Origin of the sequence: Paenibacillus tyrphae (assembly GCF_000722545.1) — a bacterium.
GTDB classification, from domain to species: domain Bacteria; phylum Bacillota; class Bacilli; order Paenibacillales; family NBRC-103111; genus Paenibacillus_G; species Paenibacillus_G tyrfis.
The window spans coordinates 56,895-69,768 of sequence record NZ_JNVM01000030.1 but is presented as its reverse complement, the minus strand read 5'-3'; the positions used below and the strand labels follow the sequence as shown (position 1 = coordinate 69,768).

Genomic DNA, 12,874 nt, shown 5'->3' with positions numbered 1-12,874 from the left:
TCCGTTACAAAGCCTCTTATTCGCCGGACTCCCTTCCGCGAATGCCATAGCGCTCGCGGAGCAGGGCCGCCATTTCCCGCACCCGGGAGGCTTCCGGGACCCACAGTCCCGCTGCCGCCCGTTCCAGCCCTACGGGGGTTTGCCGCTCGCGCACGACCCGCTTCAATGCCTCCATGAACTTGAGCGCCGCGCCCTCGCCCAGATCGGTCAGCTCTTCCAAGCTGGCCATACTGTCGGCCGTCACTCGCGGAAAATCGATATCCTGCGCGCCGCCGGAAGCCCGCTCGTAAAACTCGCGCGCTTGCCGCGCTTTCTCCTCCCCGGCCCCCTCGGCAATCACGAACGCCTGCACGACGTACGCATGGGCCTGCCGCCGCTGGGCGATGCCGCAAAATTTGCGGCCGCCGATACTCAGATCGTAATCTCCGGGACAGTAGGCCCCTTCAATTTCCCCTTTGCGCACTTCGCATCCGGTCGCTTGAAGCGCTAGCCGGATCAGCTCGAACATCCGTTCGAAGTCGTCGCGGAAGTCGATTTCCCCGGCCCGGCGCTTCGGCATGATCAGCGACACGTTGACGACGCCCAGATCAAGCGGCACCGCCGCGCCGCCCGAATTGCGGACGGCGACGTTGTAGCCTTCCGCCTCCAAGTACCTGGCCGCTTCCGCCACGCCGGGCAGCCGGCTGTCGCGCAGCCCCATGACGAACGCGCGCGGGTGACGCCACAGATGGCACAGCGGCGCCCCGCCTTCGCCCACGTGCTTGCACAGCAGCTCCTCCAGCGCAAACGGATACAGCACGTCCTGTTCCGTTACGTCTTGCGAACGGTCCAGCAGCAGCAGATCCGAAAGCCCGTTCTTCTTCGGCTGCGTCATCTCTTGCTTGTCCATAGCGGCTAACCCGCTCCTTTCCCGATTCCGCTTCGCGGGTTCGTCTAAACTACCCCCATTCTAAAAGGGTCCGGCGGCCGTTGCAAGTACCCGGGATTTCACTGCCTCCGGAAAGCGATCCGTGCTACAATGAAAAGGACTTGTCACAAACCTGTCCGCCGTCTCGTCTTATTTACTTACGAGCGAACCGCGCCGAAGCCGGCAGTTCGATTTTTACCGCAAAGGAGAATCCACCAATGACGCAGCTTCCGTTGGAAGACTGGTATACCGAGTATAAACCGCTGTTGTTTTCGATCGCATACCGGATGCTGGGGTCGGTGTCCGAAGCGGAGGATATCATCCACGATCTGTTTCTGGCCGTATCCCGCACAGACCCGGGCGCGATTCAGAACCCGAAGGCGTATTTGTGCAAATCCGTTACCCGCCGCTGCATCGATCAGCTCAAATCCGCCCGTTCCCGCAGGGAAGTGTATGTCGGGCCGTGGCTTCCCGAGCCGCTGCAAACTTCGGACAAGGAAGACCCACTGCTGCAGGCGGCCCGGAACGACGACATTTCCTTTGCCTTCCTGCTGCTGCTGGAGCAGTTGAACCCGGTTGAACGGGCGATTTTCGTCCTGCGCGAAGCGTTCGATTACGACTATAAAGAAATTGCCGACATGCTGGACAAAAGCGAAGCCGCCTGCCGTAAAACGTACAGCCGTTTGAAGCAAAAGCTGCATCCCGAGGAGGCCCTGCCCCCTCAGCCCGGCTTACCGGAATCGGAATCGCTCGTCCGCAGCTTTTTAAAGGCGGTCAGTACGGGAGACGTGCTTCAGTTCATCCATCTGCTGACGGAGGATGCCATCCTGCACTCCGACGGCGGAGGCAAGGTGCGCGCGGCGCTCCGGCCGATTCTCGGTGCCGACCGGATCGCTGCCTTCCTGCTTGGCATAGCATCCAAAGGCACCGTCCTGACGCGGAGCGTCCCCGTTTCGTTCAATGGCGGAGCCGGACTGTTGGTTGACGGCTCCCGCTCCCGCATCGCCATGCTATTCGAATTCGAAGGCACGCGGATCCGAACGATGTATTTTGTGAACAATCCGGATAAGCTGAGCCATCTGACGGAACTTCCCGAGCTTTAAACCGCTGCACCCAGCCGAAAAAAAGCAAAAACTCGATTCCCCCTGGACTGCAGGAAGCCGAGTTTTTTCATATATTATCTTCGACGCAGCGTTACGACCGCTCTTCGAGCCCTTCGATTTTTGCTTGGCCCCACGGGGCGACTTTCATATGCACGATTAGCCGGCTGGCCTTATCCTCAAGCGATTTGCCGGTCCCCTCGGGCACGTAGTATTTTTCCACTCCATATTTGACGAGAATCTCTTCCCTCCAACTATTGTCGATCCGGCCTTTCATCACGACCTCGCCTTCCTGCACCGCGGGCTTCGAGCCGTATGCAGCCACCGGCTGGGCAATACCGTCCGTTCCCGGCTTCAAAACCACGTAGACGGGTTGGCCTTTCTCTGGCTTCCTTGCCGTGTCCTTCCACAGCGACGGGTCCAGACGGCTGATGTCATAGCCGAGGGTAACGTAATCGCCGTACAGCAAATCGCGCGGGTCCACCGGCACCGTTCGGACACGGATATCCTTTCCGAACCAGCCGACCGCATAGAAGGATAGAGCGATTCCAATCAGCACAAGTGCCTGCAGCACGACTATTCCGGCCTTAAGCAGAGAACGACGGCTGCCGCCTGAAACAGCTTTGTCAGACATGTCGGTTCCCCTCCTTCGTATCGTCGAAAAACCGTTTCTTCCGCCGGTTCAGGAACCAACTCAAACCGATGAGTATACAGCCTCCGAGAATGAAAAACAGCGATTTGTCCATAAAATCCCATGTCAGTTTGCCGTAAGCCACCATCGTACTGCAGATGAATAGAACCGTTCCGAAATTGATCTTGAACCGCCATTCCTCGGCATAGCCGCGCCATAGCACGTACAGCGAGAAGAAAAACGTCGCAAGCAGGTACAGGACGTCGACGCCGGAAGGCAGGTAAACGAACGGTGCGAGCAAAATCCATTCGAAGGCGCTGGACGCCCGGCCGTTTCGCAGCTTGCCGATCAGCGAGACGCCAAAGAGAAGAACAAGCGCCCCGAAGTAATAGAGCGGTTCGGCGAGCAGCCTGCTATCATCCGCAAGCCCTCTTCCATGTCCGGCCATCACCATGACGATGGCGAAAATAAATGCTGCGGCAAGCGGAGCCGTCTGCAGCGCGTAGCCTCCGCGGCGTTCCTCCTTCAACCAATCGCTGAGGACGTAAAGCGCCATGGCCGGGATAAACATCCAGAGGAACGGCACGTCCGAGACGATCGCCCACATCAGCGCCTGCACGGTTACGCTGAAGCTGAAGCACCAGATCAGCAGCGGATGACGCCATTTCCAGCCGTAAAACCCGAGACCGGCAACCAGAAGCGCGAACGCGGTATAGCTGAAGGAACCGAACTCCGCTGCGCCGTACCATTGGGCGATATCAAATAGAAGCAGACTTAGCAAATACAAGTAGCGGCTGCGGTATATAAAGGTCGCGGCCATTCCTGCGCAAGCCCACAAAATAAACGTTCCCGCGTTGTAGGAGACCAAGTGAAACATTTGGCCGATCAGCACGATGCCTCCTCCGAAGCTGACGACTCCAAGGCTGACCAGCGCGATGCCCAGCCTATCGTGGCCCCTCCGCAGCGCCAGCTCGCCCCCGCCGTAAAAGCCGATCAGCAGCAGCACGATCATGGCAAGGCGGACAAGCTGCGGGATATCCTGCCAGTTGGCAGCTATAAAACTGAGAATGCCCAGTCCAACCAAAATGCTTCCGAGAATCGGCAGCAGGCCGACGGCATGATTTTTCGTTTCGTACATGCTTAGAAGCTGATCTGCCTGCTCGCGGGTAACGATGCCCCGCTCCACCCAAATCGGGGTTTCTTTCTCCAACCATTTTCGGCTCATCGGAATGCACCCCTTGTTTGCGTAAAATCTTGTGCGAGTATTGATAACTCAAGTATATCCGGTCCGAGAGGAAAAAGAAGTACTAACTTCCGCTAGTACTACGAACGTTCGTTCCACTCGAAACATGCACAAAATTCAATCGGATCGTAAGCTTCTTTACCCGTCCGGCAAGTCCATAAACCTAAAAAACCTCATCCCGCATAGGCGGGACGAGGTTGAACGAGGTCGTATCGAACAAACTATTAAGGATAAAAGGTGCTCTGCGGCGTTGTTGTCGGACACCAGCGGGAGTTGAGCAGGAAACGGATCAGCACGTCCTTGGCCGAGTCGGTGCCGATGTAGTGCAGCGCTTCGGCTGCGTGCGCCCGAACGTAACGATTGTCGTCGTCTAGCGCTTTTGCAAGCTGCGGCACCGCAGCCTCCCCGGCCGACCCGACGCGGCACAATGCCAAGCCGGCAATGAAGCGGACTTGAGCGTCCTCATCTTGAAGGCAGCGGGTCAAGGCGGAGGCAACGTGGTCCGCTGGCGTGCCGATCATCCCGAGCGTCTCGGCGACCGTCTGCCGGACCGGTGCGGACGGATGATCGAGCAGCTTGATCAGCGACGGTACGGCTTGCGCTGACAAGTGCCTCAATTCGCCGAGCGCATAGGCCGCATGGACGACAGTCTCGTCCCGTTCACTGCCCAGCGCTCGTTCGAGCGGCGCGACCGCTTCGGCCCCGGCAACCGCTAGGCCGTAAGCCGCCGTGCGGGAAACCTTCACATGATCGTGAAGCAGACCGCGCATCAACGCTTCTACCCCCTCGGGCCCCCTACCTGCAAGCTCATATACGGCATCCAAAGCATTTGGCTCGTACGGATCTTCCAGCTTGGCCACCGTCGCGTGAAAAGCCTCCGCTCCTCCCGAAGCGAAAGCGCCCGCCAAGCTGCCCAGCCGGCCGGATAACCAATTCCACGTTTCTTTCCACATCGCTTCGTGCTCCACAATCGGCGTACTGAACGAGGCCGGCCGTTTCCATTCGGTTTCCCGGCAATTCCAGCTCGGCGCTTGCGGTGCTGCCGTCCGCATGAACTCGAACTTGAGCATATACCTGTGCCGTCCAAGAAGATTCGGGGTCGACCGGTGCCAGATGTCATAATGAATCAGCGCGAAGGTCCCCGCTTTGCCGCTCGCTACCGCCTCGCCCTCCGGATTGTTCGTTTCGAAGGTCCGACTCTCGTAATTTTGCGTGCCGGGCATGATGCCCGTCGGTCCCAGCTCAACTGGCGTGTCTTGAGGAAAATACATAATCATCGCCCACCACGGATGATGATTGCGCATTCTTTTGTAGCCCCAATAGCTGTCCTTATGCCAGCCTCCGGCTACGGGAGAAGCGTTATAATGTCCGTGGCGGTGCGCGTGCAGCATATAATTCGGCCCGAGTACGCTGGTTAACGCTCCCGTAACGACCGGGTGATCGAACACTTTCTGCAGTTCGCGAATGCGCGGCAGCAGATTGTTCCCGGGGTTCCCTTCATGCTCGTACACGTGATTCAACTGATCCGTCAGTGCAAGGTGAAACGATTCGGGGAAATCCGTTTGCAGGATCAAGAAGCCTTCGGTTATAAACGTTCTCATTTGCTCATCGGTCAACAAAACAGGGGTTGGACGGCTCATTTCTTTTTCCTCCCAGGAAGTGAAGTATGTCGATGCCCTCATTATAGAAAAGAAGCCGGGTCGCGCACATGCAGGAAGGTAATTCGGATTTGCACAAAAATAAGGATTTTTCCGACGCCAATTCCATTCCTTATGCATATTTTATTTTTACAAACGGTCCGATATAATGGTAGAATAGCTATTTTGAACCACACGCCGATTTTTCCTGATCCTACGTGGAAGCGATCGTGCTCGGCGGCGATTTGACCGATTTCGGACGAACGATCGAAGTACAAACGGCTGAAGGCGGTCATGGACGCGTACAAGCTCCCTCCGGTTTACGCCAATATGGAGATTATTGTGATATTTGGCTGACGTCCAAAGGCTCCTTTTCCACGGAAACGATGCCGAACGGCAAGACGGCGCCATGTCCAGAGAGCGGTTCCTGAAGTTTTTCGGTTACAAGAACCTTTGCTTCGACGTGTGGGTCAACGATGTTCATTTGGTTTTGCTATAGCAGGAAGTCTATGTGCAGGAAAAACCGGAGGTCGGCGATTGATGGAGCTCTTTACATGAATATTTTGGTAACTGGCGGTGCAGGATTTATTGCATCCCACATTGTAGATGCATTGATTGAAGCTGGCCATCGTGTTTACGTGATCGATAATCTGTCTACCGGAAGCCGGGAACAATTGAATGAACAAGCGTCTTACTACGAAGTAGATATTTTGGACGAACGGATCGCCGAGATTTTTGACGAAACGAAACCGGAGATCGTCATTCATCACGCTGCGCAAATCGATGTGCAGACCTCAATTCAAAAACCGATGTTCGACGCAAAAATTAACATACTGGGAACGATCGCCCTGCTTGAGCAGTGCCGTAATCATAGCGTTCGTAAGATGATTTATGCCTCGTCGGCTGCGGTTTACGGTACTCCGGAATATTTGGGCGTAGATGAACGTCACCCGCTGCGGCCGTTATCCTTCTACGGTATCTCGAAGCATACACCGGAGCATTACATCGAAGCGTTCTCTCATCTGTATGGTTTGGATTACACTATTCTTCGTTATGCGAATGTCTACGGCATCCGGCAGGATCCAAAAGGTGAAGGCGGCGTCGTATCCATTTTTGTGGACAAGCTGCTTCGGAGCGAGCAGCCGATCATTTTCGGTGACGGTGAACAGACCCGCGACTTCATCTACGTTAAAGACATCGTCTCTGCGAATATGGCCGCTTTGGAAAAAGGCAGCCGTGGCTTGTTCAATGTAAGCTGTAACGAGCAAACCTCGGTTAAAGAGCTTTTACAGCTTATGAGCGAGCTGTGCGGGACAACATTTGCACCGGAATATAGGGCACCACGAGCTGGCGACATCGTACATAGTCGATTGGACAACACAGCCGCTGCACAGCTGCTTAACTGGGAGCCGCGCTACTCGCTTCGCGACGGACTGAAAGAGACATGTGACTACTATCGCAAATTGTATTAAACCCTTGCCAGAGTAGGACCGGAGAGGCTTCTCAAAACACGCTGCCCAAAGGTGATGACATTGAATTTGCTCCACCAATTGCTGTTAAACATGCTTATCGTGATTACGCCGGTCATGCTGTATCATCTGTTTTGGATTGACCGTTTGCAGCATGTGAACGTGCGTACGAACCAAATTATCGTTACCGTCATTTGCATGGCTGCCTCTTTGGTCAGCATGATGCATCCGTTCGAGCTCTCTCCCGGATATTTGTTCGATTTCCGCTTGATTCCGCTCGCCTTGTGCTTTTTTTATGCCGGACCCTTGCCAGCGCTAGGCGTTGCCGCCATTATTATGGCTTACCATTGGAAGTCGGAACGGCTTGGACTTCATACGCTGCCGATTTCCCTCGGCTTCAATCTCATCCTACTGTGGTACTGCAAACGCCGGATCGCCGATGCGGCCCGGCTGCTCAATACTGCAATAGCGGCCGGACTGGGATTCGTCTTGTCATTGATTACGGCATTTGTCGCCTTGTTCTCGCTGTGGCAGGAGCACATTCCAGTTACAGGATATTTTTTCCTGTTTTTTGCTTCGTTCAGCCTCATCCATTCGTTTACCGCCGGACTTGTCGTCTATATCATTAGGCAGATCAAGCGAAATATCGAAATGCGCAAGCAGCTCCAGCATAACGATAAAATGAATATGTTGAGCGAGCTGGCAGCCTCCTTCGCCCACGAAATCCGCAATCCGATGACGGTCGCCCGCGGGTTCGTGCAAATGATGCGTCAAAACGACTTGGCGGAAGACAAACGGCAAATTTACAGCCAAATGGTATTGGAAGAGGTCGATAAAGCGCAGGCGATCATTAACGATTACTTATCCTTCGCCAAGCCCCAGCTGGAAGAGATCGAGCTAATGGATGCCAAGCCGCTTATTTTACAGACGGTCCAAACGCTGCAGTCGTTCGCCGACCTTCGTGGCGTATCGGTGGAAACGCATCTGCAGGACAAGCTGATGATCAGCGCCAATCCGGATAAGTTCGCGCAGTGCATCATGCATTTGTGCAAAAACGGCATTGAAGCAATGCCCGGCGGAGGAAAGCTGCAAATCGTCGGCGTGCTGCAAAATCAGACGGTGTGCATCGACATTATCGATCAAGGGATCGGCATGACGCAGGATGAAGTCGGACGGCTCGGCACGCCGTTCTATTCCACCCGCGGCAAAGGAACCGGCCTTGGCATGATGGTCACCTACCGGGCCATTCAAAACATTCACGGCCGGATCGACGTGACGAGCGAAGTGGGCAAAGGCACCTGTTTCTCGATTTTGATTCCGTCACTGCACTCCTCCACCTATCATTAACCTCGATGAAAAAGGCTGAGTCTTCGCCGTACAACGCGCGAAAACGCAGCCTCCCGTAATACCTCCAATAAATCCCCTCATGATCGTTCCTACTTTTCAGAGCTGACAGCCAAAATATCCATCACTTCCTTAAAAAGCGGGATCGCCTTATGGTTGCCCCCTTCCGGGACGTTCTGGACAACCACCGCTGCGGCATAGCGAGGCTGTTCCGCAGGACCGTAGCCAATAAACCAATGGTTCTCGCCGGGTCGTCCGTTTTTCAACCTAACCTGCGCCGTCCCCGATTTCCCGGCCAGGCTCCACTTCGCCGATCGCAGCGCCTTACCGGTGCCATGCTCCACCGTCTCGGCCATCCAACCCAGCAGCCGCTTCGCCGTCGCCGGCTTGATAGGTTTAGCAGCCTGCTCAAGCTCATGAGCCTGGAACGACTGGTATAACCGATCGTTCCGGAACCGGATTTCCCGCACAATTCGCGGCGATGCGACCTTCCCTTGATTATACAGCGTCACGACCAAGTTAGCCGCTTGCAGCGGCGTCATTAACACGTCCCGCTGGCCGATAGCCGTCTGTACCAGCGCACCTTCGTCCGACTTGTCCGAAGCAGCGGCATAGATTTGCCCCTGCTCTTCGGCATCCCACTGCCGAAAGCCCTTCCGGTGCGGTACGTCTGCGCTCCAGCCGACGGACATTTCCAGCCCGAGCCTGTGCGCGTAAGCCTCCAGCTTGTCTCCCCCAAGCCGCTGCGCTACCTTCGCAAACACGATGTTGCACGACTGGGCGAAGCCTTCTTCCAATGTCAGCGTGCCGTGTCCTTCTTTCTTCCAGCAGGTGAAGCCGTATTTTCCAAGCGCGCCTGTGCACTCGAACGTTTCGTCTGCTTTTACCGCCTTTTCCTCCAAGGCAGCCGCGGCGGTCACGGTTTTAAAAATCGATCCGGGGGCGACCGCTTTTAATGCCTTGTTGCTCCAGCTTCCTTGGGCCAGATCGACATGCTCAGGCTGGAATGCGGGCGTGCTGGCCATCGCGATCGTATCCCCATTTCGAATATCCAATACGACGACGGCGCCTTCCGTCACGTGTGAGCGCTCCAAGGTCCGTTCGATTTGCTGCTGTATCCCGGAGTCGAGGGTCGTGACGACTTTAAGCGGATAATACGGATTGCTCGGAGCGATTTCGCGTGTATCGAGCCCGGGCAGCGGACGCTTCAATCCGTCGGTAAAAAGCGAGACGGAGGATGGCCCGATTCCCTGCAGCCAGGGCTCAAACGTTTTTTCCAGCCCGGAATTGCCGATTTTGCTCGTGAGCTGCAGCTCTCCCTTATGGAATTGGTCGGTGAACTGCCGCGTAATCCGCTCCGGATTTTGCCCGATGAAGCCGAGCACTTGGCTTGCCGGCTGCCGCTCGGCGTAGCGCTGCTTGAAGGTCATCGCCCGGACGGATTTCAGACCCAAAGCCTCGATCTTGGCCGCCTGCGCGTCCGTCAAAGGAACCGGACGGCCGGACACGGACCAAATGGCCGGACCTTTCAACTGGCGGACAAAGGACTCCCAAGCGGAAAGCGGAGCATTTACGATGCTTGCCACCCGGTCCATCGTAGTAGACGTATCTGTAGATCCTTCCTCATGAATAGGGAAGACAATCAATGCCTTCTGCGCCGTTCCCGTCAAAGGAACGCCGTTCCGGTCCACAAAGTCACCTCGCCCGCTATCGAGCACAAGACCTTGAGCCCGCTGAATGACCGAATTTTCCACCAAATCGATCTTTCGTTCCGTCAAGCTGCGGGAGGCCGCCACTTGAATCCAGAACAACCGTAAATTCCAAGCGGCCAAAACCCCGATGACCAGCAGTAATACGATAAAAATCCGGTTCTTTTGCAGCTTTGTTCCGTTGTCCATCCCGCGCACCTGCCAGCACCTTGTATGATGATACAAGTATGGTCAGGAACCGCCCTCTGCAAACGACCAAACAAAAAGCGCCTTCCCCAATGGAGAAGACGCTGTGTAGACCTGCGTTAAACTTGGAATTTCGACAACTGTTCCTTCAACGAGTTCGACAGGTCTTCGAGACTGTCCGACAGCTTCACAAGACCGGAGCTGATGCTCATTTGCTCCGAGCTCAGAGATGCCACCTCTTGCGAAGTCGCGGACGATTCTTCGGCCACAGCGCTGACGTTTGACATCGCATCACTCAGCACCATCTGCGACGCTTCAAGCTCGCTGATCGACTCCGTTACTTCGGACAACCGTTCAATGAATTCGCCCATCTGCGAATCGACTTGCTTAAAGATCGAATCGGCTTCTTTCACGGATTCGATTTGCTCCTGGAAGATCGGGTAAGCCTGCGAAAGCACGTTAACCGTCTCGTCAATTTCCTTCTGAATCGTTTCGGTAATTTGGCCGACGATCGCAATCGATTGTCTGGATTGGTCGGCCAGCTTGCGGATTTCGTCCGCAACGACCATGAAGCCTTTCCCCGCCGCACCGGCCCGGGCCGCTTCAATCGTAGCATTCAACGACAAAATGTTCGTTTGCTTCGTCATGTTGCTGAGCACGTCCAAAATTTTACGGATGGAGCGGGTGCTTTCCTTCAGGTTATCGACCTTCTCCACCATCGAGCGGGTCATCGCTTCCGTTGCGTTCGTTTTGCCGATCAGCTCGGACATATATTCGATCCCTTGCTTACTCGACGCTTGAACTTCCGAAGCTGCGGAACCCATGACGATGTTGGCGTCAACCACGCTTTTCATCTGCATGCCGATATTGTGAGTCAGCTCGTTGCCGCGCTCGGATTCCACAGCTAGGCTGGATGCGCCACTGGCGATTTCTTCCGTAGCGACGGCGATTTCTTTAGCCGACGTAGCCGTTTTCTTCGAAGCGTCCGACAAGCTCCCCGCCGTTTGCAGTACCTCTTGAGCGGAATGATTCGTCTGCTGTACCAGTGTCGTAATTTTTTCCATCATCTGGTTGAAGCTTTGACCCAACTGCCCGATCTCGTCCTGGCTCGTGACGGTCATCCGCACCTTCAGATTGCCTTGCTCCCCTTCTTTCATCAAGTTGCGGAGCTGAACGACCGGGCGTCCGATCATTCGTACGATGAAGTATCCGATTACAACGGCGATAATCATCGCCACAAAAGCCATCAGCCAAGTCATACCGAAGATGACTCCCGCATCCTTCACAAGCTCTGCCACGGGCATCGCGCCGATCAAGAGCCAATTCGTTTTGGCCGATTTGAAATAAACGAGCTGCATGTCGCGGCTGCTGTTTTGCAGGTTTCCTTTGTCTTCTGTAAAGGCTTCCTTCGTTACCCCAAAATCGCTCGGCTTGCCAAGCGCCGCAACGTCCTGGTTATAGATGTAGTTCATGTCAGGTGTGACGATGACCGTTTTTCCGCCTTCGCCCATCGAGATTTGACTGAGCTCCTTACCGACCGCTTCCAAGTTAATCTCCAACAGAAGCACGGACTGCACGGCATTGGTCGTCGTATTTTTCAGCACGCGGCCCAGACCGAACGAAGCTGTGCCCGCATTGCCGAGCGAATCCGAGTAGCCCTTCGCTCTGGATTCCAGCCAAGTCGCTTTGCCGTTGCCTTCAACGATCTTCTTGAACCAATCTTCCTGCGCCAGACTTTCCTTATTCATCGCCGAACCGGCCGAAGCTACCGGCTCTCCGCTTGCCTTAAACAAATAGATCGACTTGAGCGTTTTGTTCGAGTACGAATAAACGTTCAGCTTGTCGCCAAGCTTCTGCCGGAGCTGGAGAAAATCGTAGCTGTTTTTGTTCACGGTATCCATATCCGCAAGCAGCTTTTTCAAATCTTCGTCCAGCAAAATTTGCATCGACAAATCTTCGTAGGTGGCGTAGAGCAGATCGAGCTTTTGCCCGGCTTGCATAATGGTGCCTTCCGACGCGTCGGCCACCTTTTTCTGAATAACTCCCTTGGAGATGTTATAAGAAGTCAGACCTACGGTCAACACGAAAAACAAGATGCTGATAAAAAAGATAAGGAACAGCTTGCCCCCTACCGACCTCAACAAGTTCATAAGGCCTACTTCTTTCAGCGAATCCACGACTTTAGAAGCACTCGAACCTTCGGGACGATTCGGGTCAGATGAATTGGAGCGCCCATTTTTCAACGATTTGCCGGCTTTTTGCAGGCTGGCTTTAAGTGAAGACCATTGATCCTTCACAGGAAACACCACCTAGATATGTAATAGTTTGATAAGTATGCGAGCTTTAACCGGTTAATCTTGGTATTCGACATGAAATCTCAAAATCCCTTTAGTTCATTGGGTTGCGATCGAAAAAAATAGTAGTTCCACCGCCTCAATTCATAATCGCCTTACGAATATATAAATTTTTAGTTAATAAAAAAAGAGTATCTTTATCTATATCGGGACCAAGTAGGTAAAATGTTATAGATATTTTAACAAAAAATGCGACTACATGACCGAAGGCGCATACTTAGGTCATTCGACCGACTCTTCGCACCGGGGTTATCCGTGCAAACGCAAAAAAGCCCCGTCCCTAAGGGACGGAGC

General features: G+C 54.5%; 9 protein-coding genes. 3 read left to right on the top strand and 6 right to left on the bottom strand.

Going from position 1 to position 12,874, the window contains the following annotated elements:
- Positions 1 to 16: 16 nt before the first annotated feature.
- The gene (locus ET33_RS28135) at positions 17 to 889 is read right to left on the bottom strand and encodes a lipoate--protein ligase family protein (RefSeq protein WP_051775724.1); all 873 of its coding nucleotides are present in this window, start codon (positions 887 to 889) and stop codon (positions 17 to 19) included.
- A gap of 236 nt (positions 890 to 1,125) precedes the next feature.
- Between ET33_RS28135 and ET33_RS28130 the strand changes: the two genes are divergently transcribed.
- Positions 1,126 to 2,010 (top strand): RNA polymerase sigma-70 factor, encoded by an 885-nt coding sequence (locus ET33_RS28130; protein ID WP_036689976.1) that lies wholly within the window; start codon positions 1,126 to 1,128, stop codon positions 2,008 to 2,010.
- Between the two features lie 91 nt (positions 2,011 to 2,101).
- Here ET33_RS28130 and ET33_RS28125 read toward each other — a convergent pair whose 3' ends face one another.
- From ET33_RS28125 to ET33_RS28115, 3 genes are all read right to left on the bottom strand, one after another.
- The gene (locus ET33_RS28125; protein ID WP_051775722.1) at positions 2,102 to 2,641 is read right to left on the bottom strand and encodes a GDYXXLXY domain-containing protein; all 540 of its coding nucleotides are present in this window, start codon (positions 2,639 to 2,641) and stop codon (positions 2,102 to 2,104) included.
- Positions 2,634 to 3,863 carry a DUF2157 domain-containing protein gene (locus tag ET33_RS28120; RefSeq protein WP_036689975.1) on the bottom strand — a complete coding sequence of 410 codons (1,230 nt, stop codon included), beginning with the start codon at positions 3,861 to 3,863 and terminating at the stop codon, positions 2,634 to 2,636. The genes ET33_RS28125 and ET33_RS28120 overlap by 8 nt, the downstream gene beginning before the upstream one ends.
- A gap of 242 nt (positions 3,864 to 4,105) precedes the next feature.
- Complete coding sequence (locus tag ET33_RS28115; protein WP_036689974.1) at positions 4,106 to 5,521, bottom strand: HEAT repeat domain-containing protein; 1,416 nt, start codon at positions 5,519 to 5,521, stop codon at positions 4,106 to 4,108.
- A gap of 551 nt (positions 5,522 to 6,072) precedes the next feature.
- Here ET33_RS28115 and ET33_RS28105 point away from each other — a divergent pair.
- Complete coding sequence (locus ET33_RS28105) at positions 6,073 to 6,990, top strand: NAD-dependent epimerase/dehydratase family protein (RefSeq protein WP_036689971.1); 918 nt, start codon at positions 6,073 to 6,075, stop codon at positions 6,988 to 6,990.
- A 66-nt stretch (positions 6,991 to 7,056) separates the two neighbouring features.
- Entirely contained in the window at positions 7,057 to 8,334 is a 1,278-nt protein-coding gene (locus ET33_RS28100; RefSeq protein ID WP_235206837.1) for an ATP-binding protein, read from the top strand.
- 89 nt (positions 8,335 to 8,423) lie between these two features.
- Here ET33_RS28100 and ET33_RS28095 read toward each other — a convergent pair whose 3' ends face one another.
- Positions 8,424 to 10,229 (bottom strand): peptidoglycan D,D-transpeptidase FtsI family protein, encoded by a 1,806-nt coding sequence (locus ET33_RS28095; RefSeq protein WP_036689970.1) that lies wholly within the window; start codon positions 10,227 to 10,229, stop codon positions 8,424 to 8,426.
- Between the two features lie 116 nt (positions 10,230 to 10,345).
- The gene (locus tag ET33_RS28090; protein ID WP_036689969.1) at positions 10,346 to 12,523 is read right to left on the bottom strand and encodes a methyl-accepting chemotaxis protein; all 2,178 of its coding nucleotides are present in this window, start codon (positions 12,521 to 12,523) and stop codon (positions 10,346 to 10,348) included.
- Positions 12,524 to 12,874: the final 351 nt, after the last annotated feature.

Excerpts from the sequence above, each read along its gene's own strand:
- ET33_RS28115 (WP_036689974.1), bottom strand. The coding sequence starts at position 5,521 with ATGAGCCGTCCAACCCCTGTTTTGTTGACCGATGAGCAAATGAGAACG.
- ET33_RS28105 (WP_036689971.1), top strand. The coding sequence starts at position 6,073 with ATGAATATTTTGGTAACTGGCGGTGCAGGATTTATTGCATCCCACATT.
- ET33_RS28095 (WP_036689970.1), bottom strand. The coding sequence starts at position 10,229 with ATGGACAACGGAACAAAGCTGCAAAAGAACCGGATTTTTATCGTATTA.
- ET33_RS28135 (WP_051775724.1), bottom strand. The coding sequence starts at position 889 with ATGGACAAGCAAGAGATGACGCAGCCGAAGAAGAACGGGCTTTCGGAT.
- ET33_RS28130 (WP_036689976.1), top strand. The coding sequence starts at position 1,126 with ATGACGCAGCTTCCGTTGGAAGACTGGTATACCGAGTATAAACCGCTG.
- ET33_RS28125 (WP_051775722.1), bottom strand. The coding sequence starts at position 2,641 with ATGTCTGACAAAGCTGTTTCAGGCGGCAGCCGTCGTTCTCTGCTTAAG.
- ET33_RS28120 (WP_036689975.1), bottom strand. The coding sequence starts at position 3,863 with ATGAGCCGAAAATGGTTGGAGAAAGAAACCCCGATTTGGGTGGAGCGG.